The organism is Parabacteroides sp. Marseille-P3160 (assembly GCF_900162725.1).
Lineage (GTDB): Bacteria > Bacteroidota > Bacteroidia > Bacteroidales > Tannerellaceae > Marseille-P3160.
The window spans coordinates 2,005,784-2,027,341 of sequence record NZ_LT799418.1 but is presented as its reverse complement, the minus strand read 5'-3'; the positions used below and the strand labels follow the sequence as shown (position 1 = coordinate 2,027,341).

The following is a 21,558-nucleotide window of genomic DNA, read 5'->3' as shown; positions in this document are numbered from 1 at the left end:
TTTTACTTTCTTTATCAGAGAATTTTTCATAAACGAAGATTGGATTCAATTGGATAGCATATCTTTATCAATGATATGCTATCCAATAATTAAGAGTATCTCAAGAAGTCATAAATTGATTATCGAGACATGAACCTTATTGTCATTTTTTCTGTATCAAGAATAATCAAATTGATATCCCCATCTAATATTTGCCAATAGTTATCTGGATACTCTGATGAGCCGGCTACAAACTGATAAACAGTATAGGTTTTTCCTTTCGTAACAGGCACCATAAGCCCATCAGGTGTAGTTAAACCTTTATATCCCCAACCTACTCCCTTTTCTATAGGAAATCTTATTCTACCACTCGGTTTTCCTGCTTCTCCAGCATCTAATGTTTCGTTGAAAACAAAAATATTTGGATTAGCAATACTTTGTGTCATTGATAGCGGATTATCCACATCCCAATCTTTGCCGCCTCCAGGAACCGCTTCCGCAATCATATACACATTGTCATATTTAGGTTTGATAGCTGTTGCTTCGGAATAAAAAACAACTGTTTTTTCTTTGGTATTTATCACCACAACATAAGTTCCGGCATTGGGGATCAGCCATGAATTATCGGGAGTACCCGAAGTAGCCAGCAGTACAGGCATCATAGTTCCATCATCTATGGTAAGGTTTGGAGTACGAGAAGAAACTATATCAGCGGAAGCATCTAAAGAAAGAGGAAACTTAATCTTGCCTTCTTGCAGCAACCCCTTATATGCAAAAACATAAGGATCTTCTATAGCTCTGCTCATTTCTATTTGTCCACCGGGCACTGCTGTTCCAACTGCATACATTTTGTTCGTTTCTATCACTCTAGGAGCAAAAGGAGTGACTGTAACCACTACATCTGATATTTCCGGTTTAATAAAATGAGGACCGGTAACAGTTGCAATTACCCTCGCCTCAATTCGGGCAGATTTTGCCGGTTGTACCTCCCAATAATCGAGAAGAAGCTCATTTAGTTCTCTATGAGTAAAACTTCTTGAGAATACACCTTCAGGCATCTCTTCTGTTTCTATGGCTGTTTGAAATTGATTCTCTGCAATATCTACTTTAAAGAGATAAGACAATGAGGTTCCTTCTCCTCTATTATTTCCTGTATTCCATGTAAAGGTAAGAGCAACTTCTTCCGATTTATCTTCATTGAGAACAATGTTATCGCCCGAAGCACTTATCGTTAATGGGTTATCTGTTGTCTCTCCAGGGTTTAAATTATCATTGTTACTATCACTATCACACGATGCAATACAACACATGAATAGGAGAAGGCTTAGCAGTTTAAATATATTTTTCATTATACTATTTTTTTTATTATACTATTTTTTACCATCCCGGAAGTTGTCTCAGATTTGGGTTCCGGTCTAATTCAGATTGAGGAACAGGAAACCAATAACTCTTGAATTTGCGTGTTTGATATACTTTTCGGACAAAGTAAGCCTCTGGATCATTCTTGTCATCACTATTTTTTGTTCCTGAGAAGTTCATTCCCCAAAAATCTGTATTCAAAGCCTTTTCGGCATCTTTCCATCTTCGGACATCGTCAAAACGGATAACCGCTTCACAATTCAACTCAACTCTTCTTTCCTGATGTATCGCCTTACGCATAGCAGCTTGATCCGTTGGAATAGTAACCTCATCTTGACCATTTCCGTAGAGTGGAATTCCAGCTCTTTCTCTGATTAAATTTAGGTAATTCACTACTTTAGTTTTGTTCGCTCCATAATCTGCTTCATTTAAGGCTTCAGCAGAGGTTAGGTAGGCTTCTGCCAAACGATAAATAATTCCAACTCGTTGTTTAAATGTGTTATTTACAGGATTAGCGTCTGGATCTGTTCTTTTCCTCATTAAATATCCCACAGGAGGAGAATCAGGGGAAGGGCCTCCATCTTTACCATTAAGATAGAAATCGGTAAGACGTCCTGCGCTGTTTATCCAGCTTCCATTATAAAGTACCGAAATATAAAAGCGAGGCTCTCTATTGCAATACATATTGTAGGTTCCAGCCAATGTTATCTTATTTTCATCGGCTAATGCATTTCCTTTTACCTCTTTCCAATGAGTTTTTCTTACTTCATCGCTACTTGAAAATCCTTTTTCGGTATAACCGGATTCCGGGTTGATAACCGGAAGTCCGGATGCGTCATATCCATTGATAGGAGGTAAACCGTTTTTCATAAAAAAGGCATCTACTAATGTTTGAGTTACACTGATAGCTCCAGTCCCGCCAGTCCCTCTTGGTTGTGTTACAATATCCCAATTATTATATTGACAATCAGGCCTAGCCATTAGTATTTCTGTATTACCTTCCAAGAATCCCTTTAACATCACATTCTGATAAGACATAAAAGGGTCAATCTCTCCCGAAGACAAATATTCATAAAACAATTTATGCCCATTTGCCGTCGCGTAATTAATCAGATCCTCAGATGCTTCTGCCGCCCGAGTCCATTTTTGGAGACTCGGAGTTGAATTAAAGATAGGGATACCTTCATTATTAACGACATCTTTCATCGCAGAGTTTCCATTTACTAATGGGCTGGCGGCGAAAAGAAGTAAACGGGCTCTTATTGCTTTGCACATGACAGAGGTTATTCTTCCATATTTCCGATTATCGCTGTAAGAAGGAGGTAAAACATTGGAGGCATCAACCAATAATGTCTCTATCCAGTCTACAACCTTGTCAAAAGGTTGCTGATTAACCAATAACTCATTCATGGAGTTTACATCTTGAGCTTTTTCCAAAATTGGAATTGAGCCATAATAAGTCAACATCAAATAATGATAATAGGCAATTAGGAAACGAACTTCCGCCTTCATATATTCAACCTCAGTATTTTTCAGGTTTTGATCTGGCAATGGCTTTACATTTTCCAAAAAAATGTAGCCCGAACGAATCTGTTTCGGTAAGTGTAGCCAATAGTTTTTATCCCATCCTGTACTTGAGGCACTCCAATTTCCTTGTTGATAGGAGATGGTCCAAAAGCCATACTGTTCCCATCTGGTAGATGGAGCTACGTCGTCTCCTATACTTTCCATTCCATAACTATAAACATCTGGCACACCACTATATATACCAGCGAGCCACTTCTCCACATTCGTTTTGTTTTCAAATACTAGATCCAAACTTAACTGATCATCAGGCTCTTTGTCAAGATAATCAGAGCATGAACTAAAACTGAATATAGAGATGGTTACTAAAATAACCAATCGCAATTTGTTCTTTTTCATATAATATTTTATTATTGTTGATTAAAAACCGATCTCAATACCAAAAGATAGAGATTTCATTATGGGATATTGTCCTCCCTGAGGTTCCTTTATTTCAGGGTCCCAGAGTTTAAATCGAGAAAAAGTAAAAAGATTCGCTCCCCGGAAGAATACACGAACTTTACTTAATAAGGCTTGACTAATAATTTTTTGCGGTATAGAATAACCAACCTCAATATTTTTGACTCTTAACATACTCATATCTTTAAGCCACCAAGTTGATTCTTGGCTATTATTTGTATTTAATCCTAATGATAATCTGGGATAAAAAGCGTCATGAGAAGTGTTTTCTGCAGTCCATCGATCGTTTACATTCGAAAATATATTACCTTTAGCGCCATTACCCGAACCCGGAATGATATTTCTATCCAACATATTATATGTTTTTCCGTTCCCTTGAAGCATGGCTCCAAAATCAAGATTTTGGTATTGAATGTTTAGACCTAATCCATAAACCAGTTGAGGGTCTAGTGTTCCTTTGATAGCTGTCCTATCCAAATCGTCTATTCTATTATCATTATTCAGATCCTTATATTTAATGTCTCCAGGACGCACATTTCCATATGTATGCGCGGGTATTCCATCAGCCAAAATTCCGGCATCAACATCGGCAAAATCCGCGTCTGTAAAAAAACCATCGTCTAACAGACCAAACCATTGGCCTACTGGATGCCCAGTCTCGGCCCTGGTACTCCCAATTATTGAAATCGATTCATCGATTTCAATAATCTTGTTTTTTGCATAAGTAAATGAGCCGAAGAAACTTACAAATAAATCTTTTTTCAGTTGCTTATTTACGCCCAGTGATAACTCTATTCCATGGTTATTGACTTTTCCAAAATTGCTCCATGGAGTCTGGATATAACCTCCTGTGCTAGGAATAGATCGTCTCTGCATGAAGATATCCGATCTTTTATCCATAAAATAATCTGCTTGTAAATCTACCATCCCTTTGAATAAACTAAGTTCGAGCCCCAGATTGGTCTTTTTGACAGTCTCCCATGTTAATGAAGGATTGGCAAAATGACCTTCTGAATATCCCGGCATAGGTGTCGATTTGTTGTGTCCCCAGGTATAGCCGCCTATTTCTTCGATCGTAGCAAGGTAAGCAAAACGACGGTCTTCAAGCTGATCATTACCAACCAATCCATGAGAAAGCCTTAGTTTGAGTTTTGAAATTGTTTTTGAGACCGGATTCATAAAAGGCTCTTCCGATACGATCCAGCCAACAGCTATAGAGGGGAAAAAACCAAAACGCTGCCCTTTTGCAAAATTTTCTGATCCATTATATCCAAAATTAAATTCTCCGATATATTTACCGCCATAGGTATATGATGCTCTCCCTGCAATCCCTTGATTTCTATATGGAATTGCGGATCCATTATCATAATTCGATTGGTTATAAAGGAATAAACCTTCTACTGCATGTGATCCAAATGTCTGATTATATGTGAGACGTCCTTCCAGATAGATTCTTTTACTTCCCCATTCCGACCCGGTTTCATATCCTAGAAAATTACTTCCCGATTCTCGTAGTGCAACAATTAGGTCTCCTTCATCATTTCTCCCCGATGCGACTTGATAGTAATTGGGTTTATTAGAGCGAGTTACTGAGTTGGAAGAGTAACGGTCGAAAGAAAAAATTCCTGTGGCTTTCAATCCGGGTAAAAGAATCTTCAAGTCTTGTTCCAGAGAGAATAAGGTTTCTATTTGACTTGAGCTGCTACGCGTAAATCCGGTTTGAGTTGTTTTGGCCCATGGATTGGATTGTCCCAAGTTAGGAATCTGACCCGAAGAATATTGCTTGGGATGAATAAACGGCGGAGCCACAAAAGCTTCATAATATAAATACTGAATACCTTGAGGGGGAGCTGTTCGTTCTTGTAAATATCCACCTATGTTAAATCTTATCAATGTGGTTGGTGTTAGATTCATATCAACATTAGAACGCACATTGTATCTTTGAACTTTGATTGAGGAGTCCCATTCCTTTCGATTATCTCTTGCCAGAATTCCTTTTTCACCATAATAAGCAGCAACAAAAGAATATCGCAATCTTTCGGATCCCCCGGAAATATCAAGAGTCGTTCTCATATTGGAAGCATGATCCTTTGATATGGCATCGATCCAATCAACATCGGGATAAAGATCCGGATCATAGTTAGATCTGGTTTTTGCAATTTGGTTTGTATATAAGGGTAACATATCACTATCGACCCGAATATCATCCAACACTTGCATATAATCTGCAGCCCCTATAAAATCCGGTAAGCGAACCGGAGCAGTTTGGGCAAATTCACTCTTAACAGTAATAGACGGTTTTCCAATCTTTCCTCTTTTCGTATTAATAAGGATAACGCCATTGGCTCCTCTTACTCCATAAACAGCACTAGCTGCTGCATCTTTTAAAACAGAGAAAGACTCTATTTCTTCGATATCAATATTATTGAGAGATCTCTCGATTCCATCAACCAAAACGAGCGGATTACGAGCCCCTTGAAAAGTGCTGATTCCACGAATCCAAAAACTTGAATTATCATAACCGGGCTCTCCTGATCGTTGCACTCCTATAATCCCCGATACTGTACCTGCAAGATTATTGCTTAAAGAGCGTGTAGTTCCAACCTTTAACTTACCTGGGGTCACTGTTGTTATAGACCCTACAACCGATTCTTTCTTCTGATTTCCATAAGCAACTACTACCACCTCGCCTAAGCTTTCAACATTCTCTGTCATAACGACATTGATAATTTTTCTTGCATCAACGATTTCTTCTATAGTATTAAATCCCACATAAGAGTATTCTAAAACTAAGTTTTTACCAGTTACGTTAATAACATATTTTCCGTCTAAATCTGTAATAACTCCATTTTGGGTGCCTTTGACTTTTACTGTAACCCCAACCAGCGGATTTCCGCCTATATCTGTTACATTTCCTTTTATTGATATTTTAACCTGTTCGCTATCCTTTACTGTTTCAGGACTTGCCTTATGGTCTCCTTCATAGATTACGATCTGTTTGTCAATTATTTTATATGACAGTTTTGAACCGGCAAACAATTCATCCAATATCTGGGATATGCTTTTTGATTTACTTTTGATGCTGGTTTGTTTATCCAAACTAGGTTTTACACTGTTGTTGAAGATGAAAATGAATTCGCTTTTTCTTTCTACTTCATGAAGGACTTCCCTGATTGTTGTGTTTTTCATCTCCAAGGATAGCTTTGTTTCCTGCGAATAGCTGTTCCCAGCAATTGCTGTAAAAATACATGTGAATACCATCGCTAATATTAATCTCATGATTTTTAATACTCGTATTAGATTAGGATTATATTTTTCCTTTGCGTAACTTTGGTGCATAATTTATCTGTTTTTAATTATATTTATAATTCGCGTTGTAAGTAATTAAATTCATTCGTCGGGTGGTAATGCTAATACCGCCCGATTTTTTAGGTTAAATTTTTCTCATAGGCATTTTTCGTTTTTTTATTTAAGGCTAATTATTAAGTTATACTATATTTATTCAAGGTTGAAGTATATGGTTTTACCTTCCTGTCGGTAGTGAGTAGAGGATAGGATGGCAATAGCTTGCATTACGTTGTTTACATCCGGTGACAAATAGATTTTACCTGTGCAGGTTATGTTTTTCAAATTCTCGCTATTTCCGGCATTGAAGGTTATGTTATAATATCGCCCTATTTGTTTCAAGACTTCAGTAATGGGAGCATTATCAAATCTGAAATACCCGTCTTTCCAACTTATATATTGCGAAACATCAACCAGCTCTTTTCTGAAAGAGTTATTTGTCAAGGATACCCGTTCGTTAGGCTGTATGTATACTTCGTCTAGCTTTTCTGATTTAACACCGACGCTCCCTTCTACTAAAACCACCGATGTAGGAGAGTTAGCATAGGTGGAAACATTAAATTTTGTTCCGTACACCCTTACATCAATATCGGATGAATGGACAAGGAACGGTTTACTTTTATCCTTTGCTACCTCGATGTATATTTCTCCGTTAAGATTAATTTCTCTTGTGTTTTTACTGAAGTCGGTCGGAAATTCCAATATCGATCCAGAGTTGAGCCATATTTTAGTACCATCGGATAATTCTATTTGTGAGCGTTTCCCGTAGGGCACTACTAATTTATTCAGAGTCTCATTTTCTGTTAACAACTCGGATACTTCGGTTTGTCCACTTTGAGCGACAAGAATATTTCCTTTTCGATTGATATGGATACTCAAATCGTTTTGGAAGGTTGTGGTCCCCGATGCTGTTACCAAGAGGATATCTTCTCCACTTTCTTCAAGTCCTATTATCAGATTGTCATCGGCAGACGAATAGTCAAATAGATTTATAGGTTTGAATATAGTAAACAGCCCAACGAGGAATATGACACATGCTGCTGCAGCATATCGCCCGAACAAGCGTACTCTCTTTTTCCTTTTTATGGCTTTGGAAGAAGTCTCTTTTATGGACGAGAGTAAACTTGCTCGGGTGATACTGTCCAGTCCGTCACCCTTCGATTGAAGTTTGCTAAAGAGGCGTATTGCTTCTCTGAACTGATTCTCTAACTCTGGATATTGGTTAATGTAATTATTCCATAATAGCTCCAGATCCTTATCTTCGGTAAATCTCCATGTGATAAAATCCTCATCATTAAGGAATTCAATATTGCTCCTGAGCTTTTTCTTGTTTTTCATAGTCATATATAAAATGAGGATTCACCCCCTTTTATATAAAGACGATCTCACTTTCCTTTTCTTGCCAACTTTTTGTGAGAAAGTATATATTTATAGAATTTTAACAACTACTACCCGAGATTATAAGAAAGAAAATAAGGGGTGAAAAGTTTTCACTTTTCAATTTAGCCAATGTCTTCGACATCAGTTTGTGACACGCAGGAACGGTTATATTCATCAAATTGGATATCTCCACATAGTCGTAGCCCTGTATAAATCGAAGATAAATTATTTCGCGCTGACGATTGGTGAGAACATTCAGTATATTATTTATCTTCTTTTCTAGGCTTAGTTGCTCTTCTCTGTCTATCAACTCATCCTCTATTGTTACTTTCAAAGTAAAGGGTATGGGATTCTGAATATATTCGTTATCGAAGTCAATATATTTTTTTTGGGCTTTGTCGATGTCGAGAAGCCTGTTTTTAAGTGACCGAAATAAATAGAATTTTATATTTTGCACATTGTCCAGTATTTTGCTGTTGATACATATTTTACAAAATATATCGTGAATAGCATCCATTATCAACTGGTGATTGAATCCGAGATTCTGTGCATAGCTATATAAATCATCGACATACTGATTGTATAGAGAATCTATATCAATTTGTATATAATTATACTTGTCGCTCTTGTTCGTCATAATGTTCAAAACTATTGCAAAGTAACAAATTTTTGTAATCCATAATATGAAACTTACAATAAATTTCATGCGTTTCAACACAAAGAAACAATATAACTATGCTAATATAGAGCAGAGGAGTGAATTATTTGGAAAAAATTCTAAGGAAAGAATCCTTTGTTTATCTTTGGAATAGATTATTCGGGATATGTAAAGTTGTGCAAATCAAAGCCAAAAGAACCGTTTCTATATCGTTACCTCGCTTGAAAATGCCTCGCTCAACTCTCTAACAGAGAGGCATTAGGCACTATTTAACTGCTATTTATAAAAAATTGCCGATTTGTGCGGCATAAAGAAACAGCTTACGACACACATCTCCCGCCAATGTATTATCAATAAGAATTTGATAAAGGTTATAAACTGTAAATTCCGCGAAGTCCGCCTTGAATCAGAGAGTAGCTCTTTTACGATACAATGCTGCCGTAGTCAGATGAAAGAATTGGCCAAAGTATACAAACTGCAGGATTAGCCTGAAATGACTTTTGCTGAGGATAAAAATAAACTGTCGATAAATGCCGGATCAGGGAATTATTTTGTACCTTTACGACAGATAAGTCGCTCTTTGGATATGGCAGAATAGTGAAGCGAATCAACGAACCTCGCTCGTTTCTTTATCGTTACCTATCAGTGAAAATAATTTTATAAGTCATTTATTTTCAATTGAAAAGATGAAATATTATGTCTTGCTACATGCGTGGTAACGTCCTTGTCAATCCCGCAGAAATCGGTAATTTCTTTCAAGTACGAGTTCATCTTCTGATTACACATAACCGGAAGAAGAATACCTTTTGACTTGCACATTCTATGATTTTCATACCTGCGAATTATTTCCAACGGAATATCAAGTAATGGGATGTCGCACATATTTTCTGTTTTCTCCCTTGACTTGCGAATCCAATAAGTGCCTTCGTTATCCAAAACGATATGCTCCTTTTTTAAGTTGCTTACATCTATGAACGCCAATCCGGTGAAGCAACAGAACACAAACACATCCCGGACTAACGCAATTCTCGGCAGGGTAAATTCTTTGGTTGTGATTATATCCAGTTCCTCTTTGGTAAGGAAAACGGGATTAGTTTTAGCCTGCTTGAACCGCATACCTGCGAAAGGATCGCTTTTCAATAATCCGGTAGCCAAAGCAAGGGTGCTTACCTTTTTGATTACTTTCATATACCGAACGAGGGTGTTAAGGCTTAATCCCTTATCAACTGTCAGGTATAATTCGTATTTCCGAATAAGTTGGGGAGTAAACTCGGTAAAAGTTATATCGGATTTCCCGTACTCTTTTTCAATTACGGTTTGCAGCGATTTATAGCAGTTATCGTATCGGTTAATGGTAGAGTAGGCATAATCCAGCCCGATACGCCGTCGGCAATCCTCGTTATGTTCTTTGAAAAATGTAAGGACGGTTTTCGTTGTTTCCTTATTAAAGAGTTTTTTCAGTAAAATTTCGGGGGTAAAATACTCGTCCTGCAATACCATATTCCGGTGAATTTCATATAGGCGGGTATGGAGGCTACGGATATAATCGTTCAGTTCGTTAGCCTCCCGACTCTTTCCCCGGCACATTCCTAATTTAGCATCCCAGATTTCATCTTTAACGCTGCGGTTAATACGAATGTCGCTGTAAACCCCGTCAATAGTTACCCTAAGCAACACAGGGCATTCTCCGTTTCTCAATTTTCGGGTCTTAATAATGTAGACCAAAACATTCATCATTTCTTGCTTCATAATACCTCTATTTTAATGTTTCAAAATTAAGGAAATGAAACGAGATTGTCGGTATGTAAAATTCGTCAAATCAGCACATTAGATACTATTTCGTTTGCTTTTTTTGCGCCAAATAAAAAGCATATGAATGAACAAAGATAAATGTTCTATAAACCGTCATTTTCTGCCATTTTCGAGGGGTTGCCCTAAAAAGAAAAATCCCTGAAACCATCTATTTTTCAGGGATTTGCTTTGTTTTGCTACTCTTATTAAGTGGTGCCACCAGGAATCGAACCGGGGACACAAGGATTTTCAGTCCTTTGCTCTACCAACTGAGCTATGGCACCAACATTTTTCGTTTGACGGATGCAAAGATAGACATATTCTTTGAATCAGCAAAGGTTTTGCAATTTTTATTGTCGTTTACTCGCAATATAAGAATTAACTGATTGTTGTTTAGTATTTTAATTATTTGGATTCGAGGCATTGATTTCAGTTTATGGACGCTAATTTCTTGTCCCGGGAGGGGCGATACCGAAAAAGGAGGAGGAAAAGAATGCCAATCAAGAGGGCATAAGCGGCAAAGGTGAACCAGATGGATGCCCAATCTTTGCTTCCGGTAGCGCCGGTAAAGTAATCAACCACCCAACCGCTCCCCTTGGTGCCGATTATGGTACCAATGCCATTGACCATTAAGACAAACAGGCCTTGTGCACTGGCACGAATACTTGCGGGAGTTTCCTGCTCGACAAAAAGGGAACCGGAAACATTAAAGAAGTCAAATGCCATTCCATATACAATCATGGATAGAATTAAAAAGACAAAGCCAGTTCCTGGATTTCCAATCCCGAACAGTCCGAAACGGAGTACCCATGCTCCCATGCTCATTGTCATGACAGTTTTGATTCCAAATCTTTTCAGAAAAAACGGAATAGCAAGGATAAAAAGCGCTTCGGACATCTGTGAAATCGAGGTAAGGATTCCTGGATGTTGTACCGCAAAGGAAGAAGCGTAGGCCGGATTGTCCCCGAAGTCACTCAGAAAAGGTTGTCCGAAAGTATTGGTAATCTGTAAGGCAGCCCCCAACAGCATGGCGAAAATAAAAAAGACAGCCATCCTTTTTTCTTTGAATAAAGAAAAAGCATCTAACCCCAGAGAAGCTTTCAGCGATTGTTTGCTTACTTTGTTAGGTTTGCATTTCGGTAAAGTCAGAGCATACAAACCGTATAATATGGAAAAACCACTGGCCATATACAATTGGTTCACACTGGAAGTCCATTGAAGGAGGTCGATCAACCACATGGCAAAGATGAACCCTACCGTTCCCCAGACCCGGATAGGAGGAAAGTCTTTGACCACATCCAGTTTTGCTTGATTCAATGAATAATAGGCAATGCTATTGGTCAATCCCAATGTCGGCATGTACATCATTGTATAGAGCAGCATCAACCAATAAAAATGATCATAATTGCTTATTTGGCTCAATGAGAATAGAAAGGCTCCGCCAATAATGTGACAGGCGGCAAGTATGCGTTCCGCATTAATCCAGCGGTCTGCTATGATTCCGAGCAGAGCCGGCATAATAATGGCGGCAATTCCCATGGTTGAAAAAACACCGGCAATCTGTCCTCCTTCGAAATGAAGTTCTCTCCCTAAATATACACCCAATGAGGTAAGCCAAGTTCCCCATACAAAAAATTGGAGGAAACTCATGATCGTCAACCGACTCTTTATATTCATAGCTCTTTTTTTCTATCCTGCAAAACTATAAATAAAAAGTCACGGACCAAGCAGGCAAGGCTCCAGAATTAAAACTTTTTATGCAAGATGCGGACGGCATTCAAAATAGCCAGCAAAGCGACACCGACATCCGCGAAGACAGCCTCCCACATCGTCGCATACCCCATAGCTCCTAAAAGAAGCACTAAGGCTTTAATCGTGAATGCTAAACAGATATTTTGGAGGACGATACGTCTCGTTGCCTTGGCGATTCGAACGGCGGTCGCTATTTTAGAAGGTTGGTCTGTCTGGATAATCACATCAGCCACTTCAATAGCTGCATCGCTCCCCACACCTCCCATGGCAATGCCGATATCGCTGATGGCCAGCGAAGGAGAATCGTTGATGCCGTCTCCGACAAAAGCAACCACATTGCGGGGAACAGTCTTCAGTTCTTCCAAGTAGGCGACTTTTTCTTCCGGAAGTAAATCTCCATGTGCCTGGTCGATACCTAACCGGGTCGCCAGTTTTCCGGTAATGGATTGTTTGTCTCCGCTAAGTACCATGATCTGCCGGATACCGAGTTTCCGCAACTCACGGATGGCGTCGGCAGCATCCTCCTTCTCTTCGTCGGCAATGGTAATATAGCCGGCATAGTGACGGTCAATAGCAATCAGGACAATCGAATCCACAATCGACCGGATCGAAGTGTCATAGTCGACTCCCTCTTTCTGCATCAGCTTTTCATTGCCTACCAAAAGCTGTTTTCCGTCAACTTTTCCTTTCAGTCCGAAACCTGAAATCTCTTTCACTTCCTCCACGTCATAGATTCTCTTATTTTCTTGTGGATAAGAGGTGATGGCTTTGGCAATCGGATGGTTCGAATGGTTTTCAAGGGCGGCAACAAAACCGATTAATTCCTCTTTGTCATAGGTGGCGGACACAATCTCCTGTACCTTGAAAACACCTTTCGTCAAGGTGCCTGTTTTATCCATGACGACCGTATTCAATTGGGTCATCCGGTCTAAATAATTGGCACCCTTAAATAACACTCCGTGCTTAGAAGCAGCCCCGATGCCTCCGAAGTAGCCTAAGGGGATCGAGATTACCAGGGCGCAAGGGCAGGAAATCACCAGAAAAACCAATGCCCGGTATAACCAAGTCTTAAATGCATAGTCTTCTACCAGAAAAAAAGGAAGAAGAGCGATGCCTAAAGCCAGAAAAAAGACGATAGGCGTATAAATTTTCGCAAATCTCCGGATCAGCAGTTCCGTCTTTGCCTTGCGGGAGGTGGCATGCTGTACCAGTTCCAATATCTTAGCCAAGGAACTGTTGGCATAAATTTCTTTCACTTCTATTTCCACTACATGATCCAGGTTTACCATACCGGCCAATACCTTCTCCTGCCTTCTGACCGTCCGGGGTTTACTCTCTCCCGTGAGGGCGGCCGTATTAAAACTGCTTTTAGGAGAAAGCAGGATGCCGTCCAACGGAACCTTCTCACCGGCTTTTACCAGAATACGTTCACCGACCGCCACCGTTTCGGGAGCCACTTGAAGGTGCTTACCTTCCCGGATTACGGTGGCCGAGTCGGGACGGATATCAAGTAAAACTTTGATATTACGTTTAGCCTTGTCGACCGCTGCATCCTGAAAATGCTCGCCTACGGCATAGAAGAGCATGACTCCTACGGCTTCGGGATATTGTCCGATCGCAAAAGCGCCGAGAGTGGCAATACCCATCAGTGTAAATTCATTAAAAAAATCATTTTTACGTATCTCTTCGACCGCTTCTTTAAGTACCGGCCACCCGACCGGCAGGTAAGCCGCGAGATACCAAAGCCAACGAACCGGATCCGTAAAAAAGAAAGAAGAGCCCCAGTGATCCACTACAATTCCGGTCATTAAAAGAAAAGCGCTCAGTACGCCCGGAATATATTTCCGGAAGGCTTTTCCGGAAGATGTTTCAGCCGACGGATCACTGCATCCGCAACTACATCCGCACCCACACGTATCCTCTTCCGGTTTCAGTTCTGAATTATTCTCCATATTCTAACTCTACTTGTTCCTATTCATCATTACGAATACAAAAGTAGATAAAGAAACATGCAACTAAGTTGCAATCTTGGAACAGAGGTTACAGAGTCCCTTCATCACAAAGTTTTCGTTCTGTACGACAAAGCCCGGCGGCAACTGTACTTTGGGGATCGCGATATGCGTCAGGCAAAAAGTCCGTTTGCACTTCGTGCAGGTGAAATGGATATGAAGATCGTTGATGGAACAGTTGCAACCGGGGCTGCATACCGAATATTTAATCGATCCGGAACCATCGTCTATACTATGAATCAACTTCTTCTTATGAAATAAAGTAATCGTCCGCGAAAGAGTGGATTTGTCTACGGTATCCAGCAAATCCTCCAGGCTGGACAGGCTGAATGCTTCCTCTTGGTTTGCCATCGCTTTGAAAATCAGCAAACGAATTGCTGTCGGTTTAATTTCCCGGGCCTTCAGTCTTTCTATATAATCATTTGCGTTCATATACCTATTCGTTGAAAATAACGGAAAGATAAAAATAATTTTTCGAAGAAGATCGGTTAACCGGATTTTCCGCCGTTTTCCTTTCTCCAACAACCCGTCATTCAATTAAGAAATACCTAACTTTGTACGGTTTCTATGAGACAAACGTCCCTCAATTTTACAAAAAAACAAAATGAAAAAGCAATATAAAAGAGCGCTGACTATCGCGGGAAGCGATCCGAGCGGAGGAGCCGGCATCCAGGCGGATCTGAAAACCTTTTCCGCCTGCGGATGTTACGGAATGTCGGTGATTGTAGCGGTTGTGGATGAAAATACTATCGGCGTTACAGGCGTGCATCCGGTACCGGTTCCGTTTGTCACGGGGCAAATCAGATCCGTATTGGAGGATATTGGTGCCGATGCCGTCAAGATCGGGATGCTCCATTCTTCGGAACTGGTTTGCGCCGTGAAAGAAAGCCTTCAGCGCTATCAAGTCAGGAACATCGTCCTGGATCCGGTGATGGCGGCGACCTCCGGCGACGCATTGCTGCAGGAAGAGGCCATCCGCACCCTGAAAGAAGAACTGATCCCTACGGTGCGCATTATCACCCCCAACATCCCGGAGGCGGAGATCCTGCTGGGGAAGAAGATTGAGAGACAAAGCGATTTGCCGAAAGTTATCAAGGAACTCTCCTTCGGCCGACAGGTTTCGGTCTTGCTCAAAGCCGGCCACCTGGCAGAAGAGCAATTGACGGATGTGTTCTACAACGCCGAAAGCGACGAGCTTCTGCAATTCTCCTCCCCTCGCCTGCAAACACGAAACACGCATGGCACGGGCTGTACTTTTTCGTCGGCCATCGCCTCCTTTCTGGCACAAGGTCTCGGACTGAACGAAGCCGTAGGTAAAGCGAAAAAGTACATGGAGCAGGCGATCCGTGCCGGAGCGGATTATGAAATCGGACACGGACACGGCCCGGTGCATCATTTCTTCCGGTTTTGGGAATAGGTTTATGAATCTTTTTCTACCTTTGAAGCTAAAATATCCTGTTATAAACAGTATAAACAAAAAACAATGAAAACATTTTTAGGAATAGACCACCCTGCCCTGGCAGCGGAAGACGCAACAAAACTGGCACAATGGTATTGTGAAGTATTAGGTTATGAGATTATCGCTCAAACCGACAAACCCATTTATATCATCAAGGCTCCCGACGAGACCTACATCGAGATAATGCCCAAAGACGACCATGAACGTCCGAACCGCACGGTATGTACCCCCGGTTGGTCGCACCTGGCACTCCGGGTAGCCAACCTGGACGAAGCAATTACCTCGCTGGATGCCCATCATGTCAACTGGCAAGGAGCGGAATTCCTGGCTGTCGGAGGCGGACGTATCCGTAACTTCCTCGATCCGGAAGGCAATCTGCTGCAAATCGTACAACGTTAAAGAGTGGGCTCCCCACTCTTTTTTTATTTAGCCTACTACAAGCGACAATTTAGGCATAACCCCAATTGGTTTTTAAGGCTATCGATATTGTTAATATAGCATACTGATTTTATACACAATGCATCAACAAGTCGATTTTCACCCGTGGGAGAAAGACCTTCATTCCTTGGCCAAAAGATCTCCACGCTTTGGGAGAAATTAGATTTCCTACGCGCAAATACGCAACCGCCAGTGGCGAATCAACCAAATATACCTTCCTTTTTATAAAAAAGGGTATATCCGAAATAACTCTTATCTTTGCGCTCTTTACAATCAAAAGAGAATTAAATGAAAAAAAAGATCGGATTATTCTTATCTCTGGCAATCTGCCCTCTAATGTATATCTCCGCAGGAGGTTTATTAACAAATACAAACCAGCATGCCCGGTTCATCCGGATGGTCGCCCTTGATGCTTCCACATCGATCGATGCCGCTTACTATAACCCGGCGGGATTGGTGATGCTGACAGATGGATTTCATTTCGGCTTTACGAATCAAAGCGCTTTCCAGACACGTACAATCACAACGACATTTCCCCTATTCGCTCCTACGTACGGAACGCCTACCAAGGAATTCGAGGGCGAGGCCTCGGCCCCGATCATTCCCAGCCTGCAGGCAGCCTATAAGACCGGCAAATGGGTACTTTCCGGTAATTTGGCCGTTAGCGGTGGAGGCGGTAAGGCTACCTTTAACCACGGATTGCCGTCCTTCGAATCAGGAATGGCGATGGTTCCCGCCATTATCCAACAGGTAGGCGCCGCTTTGCAACCGATGGGTATTTCACTGGGTAGCGACAAGTATTCGGTCGACCAATACATGACCGGCTCTTCCTTTATTTACGGCGCGCAGCTGGGCGGTTCATACGCCATCAATGAGCATCTTTCCGTTTACGGAGGGTTCCGCCTGAATATTGTAAACAACAACTACGAAGGACATCTGAGAGATCTGAAAGTGAACCTGACCTCCAATAACATCGGTTATGTCATTCCCGGCCTGGCGGATTACGACGGTTCGATGGCCAGCCCCGCAACGGTTCTGGAACTTGCAAAAAGAAATGCAACCGAGGAAACAAAACAAAAGATCGAGTTGTTGCAGGCGGCTTCCAAAGATGGTGTCTATCTGGATTGCGACCAGTCCGGCTGGGGAATCTCCCCGATTCTGAGCGCCAACTACCATTGGGAGAAGCTCAATGTAGGAGTAAAATATGAATTCAAAACTCCCCTGAATGTGGAGAACAAAACGAAAATAGATGGCACGGGTATGTTTGCCAACGGAGTGAATACCCCGCATGACATACCAGCCCTGTTGACTGTCGGAGCCTCCTACCAACTGCTGCCTCAACTGTCGTTGAACGTAGGTTATCACCATTTTTTCGACTCGGATGCCAAGATGGCAAATGACAAACAGAAGTATATCAATGGCGGGACGAACGAGTATCTGACCGGTGTGGAATACCGGATCGACCGGATGTTCCTCGTGAGCGCCGGCGGACAGATTACGCGCCAGGGCCTCAAAGACGAGTACCAAACCGACCTGAGTTTCTCCTTAAACTCTTACTCCATCGGACTGGGAGGCGCCGTGAATGTAACGAAGGATATCCTGATCAATGTCGGTTACTTCTGGACGACCTATTCCGACTGGACAAAAGAGATGACGAATTACGGGGGCAGCGGCCTGGCCGGGAAGGATGTCTTTTCGCGTACGAACAAAGTGTTTGCCGCCGGAGTCGACTTTTCTTTCTGATTTTTTATACCTTTGCTTTCCCTTATAGAAAATAGATTTTAGTCATGCCATTAAATGTTCAGAAAAATTTACCGGCAATCGAATTGCTGAAAAAGGAACGGATCTTCGTCATGGACTCGTTACGGGCTTCTATGCAGGATATTCGTCCCTTACATGTGATCGTGCTGAACCTCATGCCGCTGAAGATTACGACCGAGACGGACATTGTCCGTATCCTTAGTAACTCTCCCCTCCAGGTGAAGCTCTCCTTCATGAAGCTCAACGGGCACACGCCCAAGCACACGCCAGTGGAACATATGGATGAATTTTACAAGGATTTCGCAGAGGTAAAGGACCTGTATTTCGACGGTATGATCATAACCGGCGCGCCCGTAGAGCAGATGTCTTTTGAAGAAGTAGATTACTGGAAGGAAATCACGGAAATATTCGACTGGACCCGTACGCACGTCACTTCGACTTTCTATATCTGCTGGGCGGCCCAGGCCGGGTTATATCATTTCTATGACATCCCGAAATACGATCTGCCGCAAAAGATGTTCGGCATCTTCAAACATAAGGTGAATGACATTTACGAGCCGATTGTACGTGGCTTCGACGACGAGTTCTTCGTTCCCCACAGCCGGCATACGGAGATACGGAAAGAAGACGTCGAAAAGAATCCCAAACTGAAACTGATTTCGGAAAGTGACGTGGCCGGCGTCTACCTCGTGATGGCGCGGGGTGGACGGGAGTTTTTCATCACCGGCCATTCGGAATATTCGCCTTGTACGCTGCATACTGAATATCTCCGCGATCTGAAAAGGGGATTACCCGTACAGATCCCTTCCAATTATTATAAGAATGACGACCCTGCCGAAGCTCCGCTAGTTCGTTGGCGCGGCCATGCCAATTTGTTATACACCAATTGGCTGAACTATTACGTTTATCAGGAAACTCCCTACCGGATCGAAGACATTCAGTTTCTTGGAGACCTATAGGATATGGCTTCTTCTCCCCGTTCCATCGAATTATTGGCCCCGGCTAAAGATCTGGTTTGTGGCATGGAAGCCATCCGGCATGGGGCGGACGCGGTCTATATCGGTGCGAGCCGGTTCGGCGCACGGTCTGCCGCGGGCAATTCGGTAGAAGACATTCATCGGCTTTGCGAATATGCCCATCTTTTCAACGCCCGCATTTACGTCGCGGTCAACACGATCCTCAAGGAAGAAGAATTGCCGGAAGCGGAGCGTTTGGCCCTGGAGCTTTACCAGGCAGGCGCCGACGCTTTGATTGTACAGGACATGGGGATTCCGGAGTTGAACCTCCCTCCCATTCCGCTGCATGCCAGTACGCAGACGGACAACCGGACGCTGGAGAAAGTCCGCTTCCTGGAGAAGGTCGGCTTTACCCAGGTCGTCCTTGCCCGTGAACTTTCCCTTAATGAAATCCGCCGGATTGCCGCGCAGACAACTGTCCGCCTGGAAGCTTTTGTCCATGGGGCGCTTTGCGTCGGCTACAGCGGGCAGTGTTACCTGAGCGCAGCACTGAACGGACGGAGCGCCAACCGGGGGGAATGTGCACAATGCTGCCGCTTGCCATATACGATGGTCGATGCCACGGGAAAAACGATCGTAAAGGACAAGCATTTGCTTTCCCTGAAAGACCTGAACCGCTCCGGCCAGCTGAAGGCATTGATGGATGCGGGCGTCTCCTCTTTCAAGATCGAAGGGAGGCTGAAAGACCTCGCGTATGTAAAGAATATAACGGCCTATTACCGGAAAAAGCTGGATCGGATATTGGAACAGGATCCCTCCTATTGCAGGGCTTCAGCCGGACATTCGACCTATAGTTTTGAGCCTGTTCCGGAGAAGAGTTTCAATCGCGGCTTTACCTCTTACTATCTCGAAGGACGGGAAGCAGACGTAACCGCTTTTGATACGCCCAAATCCATCGGTGAACCGATCGGCAGCGTAAAGGAAATTCGCGGCAATTCTCTTACGGTCTCCGGAATAAATCGTTTGAATAATGGAGACGGATTATCCTTCTTTAACGAACGGGGCGAATGGGAAGGCTTCCGAGTCAACAAAGTAGAAGAAGGCAGGATCTTTCCTTTGGAAATGCCCCCACTACGTCCTAAAACGGTTCTTTACCGCACCTATGACCAGGAGTTTGAAAAACTATTGGCAAAACCCTCCGCAGAACGCCGGCTATCCGTTAGGATGGAATGGAGAGACAATCCGTTTGGTTTTACCTTGGTTGCCGAGGATGAAACCGGCGCCCGGGCAATGATTTCACAACCGTTCGAAAAGGAACCGGCGCACAAAGACCAACAGGAAAATATCCGGACACAACTGTCCAAACTGGGCAATACGCCGTTCGAAGCCCGGGAGCTGCTGATCTGCTGTACGGACAATTGGTTTGTACCCTCCTCCTTATTGGCGGAGATGCGGCGGGAAATCGTGAATAAGTTGCTGCAGGTCCACCGTATCCGCTATGTATACGAACGGGTAAAGCCGGTAAAAACCGTTCCGGAATTACGCTATCCGGAGCAGCAACTGACTTATTTGGGCAATGTCTCCAATACGAAAGCCCGCACATTCTACCGGCAATACGGCGTGAACCGGATCGACCCGGCTTTCGAACTTCAGCCGGAGAAAGAAGTCCCGCTAATGTTCACCAAGCATTGTTTGCGGTACAGCCTGGGCTGGTGCCCGACTTATCAGAAACAGCATTCTCCTTATAAGGAACCGTTATTCTTACTATACAAACAAACGCGCCTTCGCCTGCAATTCGATTGCCGCCATTGCCAGATGTTGGTTTATCTTTCTTCTCCCGAAAATCAGAAGGACGAGAAAAGCAACAGCAATAAGAGATAAGAGGTATTTTTCAGGGGATCGGAGGAGGTCACGCAATCCTCCTTTTCTTCCAGGTTCTGTTGTATCGCCATGATACATTGTTTTAATTTATAACGGACAGTCCTTTCGTTGATATCCAGTTCTTTCGCAGCTTTGGATATGGGATAATCCTGCCGGCAAACCAAATCGAAGAGTTTGCCGCTTTCGGGAGACAACTCTTTCAATGCTTCCCCGATGACCTGATTCAATAAAACGGCGCTGCAATCCTCCTCTACATGCGTATAAGAGAACTCGCCTTCTATCTCATCAAGAGATTGGCTATTTGTCCGCAAACGATTCGCCTTAATACATTCCATAACATAAAAGGCAAAATGCTGGGACAGAAAGTTTCTGGCGGAATCGTTTTCGTCAACCATGATTTTCTCCGGTTCCAACCAGATTTTCATCCAGAAATTCTGGGTAATATCCTCGCTTAGCATCACATCCCGGGTATAGCGCCGGATCCATCGTAATAAGATCGCCGCATACTTCATGTAAAAAATATTGAATGATACATTATCTTTTTGAGAAATCGCTTGTAATAATTTCCGATCTGTCATTACCTCTTCATATAACATTCCGGCAGTAAAAGTAGGTAAGCCATGTTGCAATGCGGTTACGTTCCTGTATCAATTCGGTTAATACGCTTCCAAGCCCCGATAATTAACTAAAATCAGAAAAGATAAAAGTTAAAAACAAAAGGTTAACAACCATATTCTACTGGATATAAATACACAAGAGACTCCGTAACCAAAACGCAACAAAAATGAAACATTTTCGTTGCCCGGT

The 21,558-nt window shown here is 42.5% G+C and carries 15 protein-coding genes and 1 tRNA gene; 5 read left to right on the top strand and 11 right to left on the bottom strand.

The features are described 5' to 3' along the window. Positions 1 to 119: 119 nt before the first annotated feature. From BQ8014_RS07980 to BQ8014_RS07935, 10 genes are all read right to left on the bottom strand, one after another. A complete protein-coding gene (locus BQ8014_RS07980) occupies positions 120 to 1,328 on the bottom strand; it encodes a SusE domain-containing protein (protein WP_080903913.1) in 1,209 nt (402 codons plus the stop codon). A gap of 28 nt (positions 1,329 to 1,356) precedes the next feature. Further along, entirely contained in the window at positions 1,357 to 3,261 is a 1,905-nt protein-coding gene (locus BQ8014_RS07975) for a RagB/SusD family nutrient uptake outer membrane protein (RefSeq protein WP_080903912.1), read from the bottom strand. Between the two features lie 21 nt (positions 3,262 to 3,282). Continuing rightward, positions 3,283 to 6,600, bottom strand: coding sequence for a SusC/RagA family TonB-linked outer membrane protein (locus tag BQ8014_RS07970; protein ID WP_234998011.1), 3,318 nt, complete (start codon positions 6,598 to 6,600; stop codon positions 3,283 to 3,285). 219 nt (positions 6,601 to 6,819) lie between these two features. Continuing rightward, positions 6,820 to 8,004 (bottom strand): FecR family protein, encoded by a 1,185-nt coding sequence (locus BQ8014_RS07965; RefSeq protein ID WP_160150056.1) that lies wholly within the window; start codon positions 8,002 to 8,004, stop codon positions 6,820 to 6,822. A 100-nt stretch (positions 8,005 to 8,104) separates the two neighbouring features. Next, positions 8,105 to 8,683, bottom strand: a complete 579-nt coding sequence (locus BQ8014_RS07960) for an RNA polymerase sigma factor (RefSeq protein WP_080905883.1) — start codon at positions 8,681 to 8,683, stop codon at positions 8,105 to 8,107. Between the two features lie 678 nt (positions 8,684 to 9,361). Next, positions 9,362 to 10,453: a site-specific integrase gene (locus tag BQ8014_RS07955; RefSeq protein WP_080903909.1), complete on the bottom strand. Its 1,092-nt coding sequence runs from the start codon at positions 10,451 to 10,453 to the stop codon at positions 9,362 to 9,364. Between the two features lie 253 nt (positions 10,454 to 10,706). Continuing rightward, positions 10,707 to 10,779, bottom strand: a tRNA-Phe gene (locus BQ8014_RS07950). A gap of 145 nt (positions 10,780 to 10,924) precedes the next feature. Beyond that, positions 10,925 to 12,172 (bottom strand): nucleoside permease, encoded by a 1,248-nt coding sequence (locus BQ8014_RS07945; protein WP_080903908.1) that lies wholly within the window; start codon positions 12,170 to 12,172, stop codon positions 10,925 to 10,927. A 68-nt stretch (positions 12,173 to 12,240) separates the two neighbouring features. Continuing rightward, positions 12,241 to 14,199 (bottom strand): heavy metal translocating P-type ATPase, encoded by a 1,959-nt coding sequence (locus tag BQ8014_RS07940; RefSeq protein ID WP_080903907.1) that lies wholly within the window; start codon positions 14,197 to 14,199, stop codon positions 12,241 to 12,243. Between the two features lie 63 nt (positions 14,200 to 14,262). After that, positions 14,263 to 14,688, bottom strand: a complete 426-nt coding sequence (locus BQ8014_RS07935) for a Fur family transcriptional regulator (RefSeq protein ID WP_080905882.1) — start codon at positions 14,686 to 14,688, stop codon at positions 14,263 to 14,265. Between the two features lie 172 nt (positions 14,689 to 14,860). Here BQ8014_RS07935 and thiD point away from each other — a divergent pair, with 172 nt between their 5' ends. From thiD to BQ8014_RS07910, 5 genes are all read left to right on the top strand, one after another. Beyond that, positions 14,861 to 15,673 (top strand): bifunctional hydroxymethylpyrimidine kinase/phosphomethylpyrimidine kinase, encoded by an 813-nt coding sequence (gene thiD, locus BQ8014_RS07930; RefSeq protein ID WP_080903906.1) that lies wholly within the window; start codon positions 14,861 to 14,863, stop codon positions 15,671 to 15,673. Between the two features lie 66 nt (positions 15,674 to 15,739). Continuing rightward, complete coding sequence (locus BQ8014_RS07925; protein WP_080903905.1) at positions 15,740 to 16,114, top strand: VOC family protein; 375 nt, start codon at positions 15,740 to 15,742, stop codon at positions 16,112 to 16,114. 327 nt (positions 16,115 to 16,441) lie between these two features. Further along, entirely contained in the window at positions 16,442 to 17,896 is a 1,455-nt protein-coding gene (locus BQ8014_RS07920; RefSeq protein ID WP_080903904.1) for an aromatic hydrocarbon degradation protein, read from the top strand. A 44-nt stretch (positions 17,897 to 17,940) separates the two neighbouring features. Beyond that, a complete protein-coding gene (gene metA / locus BQ8014_RS07915) occupies positions 17,941 to 18,873 on the top strand; it encodes a homoserine O-acetyltransferase MetA (protein ID WP_080903903.1) in 933 nt (310 codons plus the stop codon). Positions 18,874 to 18,876: 3 nt separating this feature from the next. Then, positions 18,877 to 20,751, top strand: coding sequence for a peptidase U32 family protein (locus BQ8014_RS07910; protein WP_080903902.1), 1,875 nt, complete (start codon positions 18,877 to 18,879; stop codon positions 20,749 to 20,751). Here BQ8014_RS07910 and BQ8014_RS07905 read toward each other — a convergent pair. Beyond that, entirely contained in the window at positions 20,715 to 21,329 is a 615-nt protein-coding gene (locus BQ8014_RS07905; protein ID WP_160150055.1) for an RNA polymerase sigma factor, read from the bottom strand. The two genes, BQ8014_RS07910 and BQ8014_RS07905, sit on opposite strands and share 37 nt — an antisense overlap. Positions 21,330 to 21,558 lie beyond the last annotated feature (229 nt).

Excerpts from the sequence above, each read along its gene's own strand:
- BQ8014_RS07940 (WP_080903907.1), bottom strand. The coding sequence starts at position 14,199 with ATGGAGAATAATTCAGAACTGAAACCGGAAGAGGATACGTGTGGGTGC.
- BQ8014_RS07925 (WP_080903905.1), top strand. The coding sequence starts at position 15,740 with ATGAAAACATTTTTAGGAATAGACCACCCTGCCCTGGCAGCGGAAGAC.
- BQ8014_RS07980 (WP_080903913.1), bottom strand. The coding sequence starts at position 1,328 with ATGAAAAATATATTTAAACTGCTAAGCCTTCTCCTATTCATGTGTTGT.
- BQ8014_RS07970 (WP_234998011.1), bottom strand. The coding sequence starts at position 6,600 with ATGAGATTAATATTAGCGATGGTATTCACATGTATTTTTACAGCAATT.
- thiD (WP_080903906.1), top strand. The coding sequence starts at position 14,861 with ATGAAAAAGCAATATAAAAGAGCGCTGACTATCGCGGGAAGCGATCCG.
- metA (WP_080903903.1), top strand. The coding sequence starts at position 17,941 with ATGCCATTAAATGTTCAGAAAAATTTACCGGCAATCGAATTGCTGAAA.
- BQ8014_RS07955 (WP_080903909.1), bottom strand. The coding sequence starts at position 10,453 with ATGAAGCAAGAAATGATGAATGTTTTGGTCTACATTATTAAGACCCGA.
- BQ8014_RS07935 (WP_080905882.1), bottom strand. The coding sequence starts at position 14,688 with ATGAACGCAAATGATTATATAGAAAGACTGAAGGCCCGGGAAATTAAA.
- BQ8014_RS07965 (WP_160150056.1), bottom strand. The coding sequence starts at position 8,004 with ATGAAAAACAAGAAAAAGCTCAGGAGCAATATTGAATTCCTTAATGAT.
- BQ8014_RS07910 (WP_080903902.1), top strand. The coding sequence starts at position 18,877 with ATGGCTTCTTCTCCCCGTTCCATCGAATTATTGGCCCCGGCTAAAGAT.
- BQ8014_RS07975 (WP_080903912.1), bottom strand. The coding sequence starts at position 3,261 with ATGAAAAAGAACAAATTGCGATTGGTTATTTTAGTAACCATCTCTATA.
- BQ8014_RS07945 (WP_080903908.1), bottom strand. The coding sequence starts at position 12,172 with ATGAATATAAAGAGTCGGTTGACGATCATGAGTTTCCTCCAATTTTTT.
- BQ8014_RS07960 (WP_080905883.1), bottom strand. The coding sequence starts at position 8,683 with ATGACGAACAAGAGCGACAAGTATAATTATATACAAATTGATATAGAT.
- BQ8014_RS07920 (WP_080903904.1), top strand. The coding sequence starts at position 16,442 with ATGAAAAAAAAGATCGGATTATTCTTATCTCTGGCAATCTGCCCTCTA.
- BQ8014_RS07905 (WP_160150055.1), bottom strand. The coding sequence starts at position 21,329 with ATGACAGATCGGAAATTATTACAAGCGATTTCTCAAAAAGATAATGTA.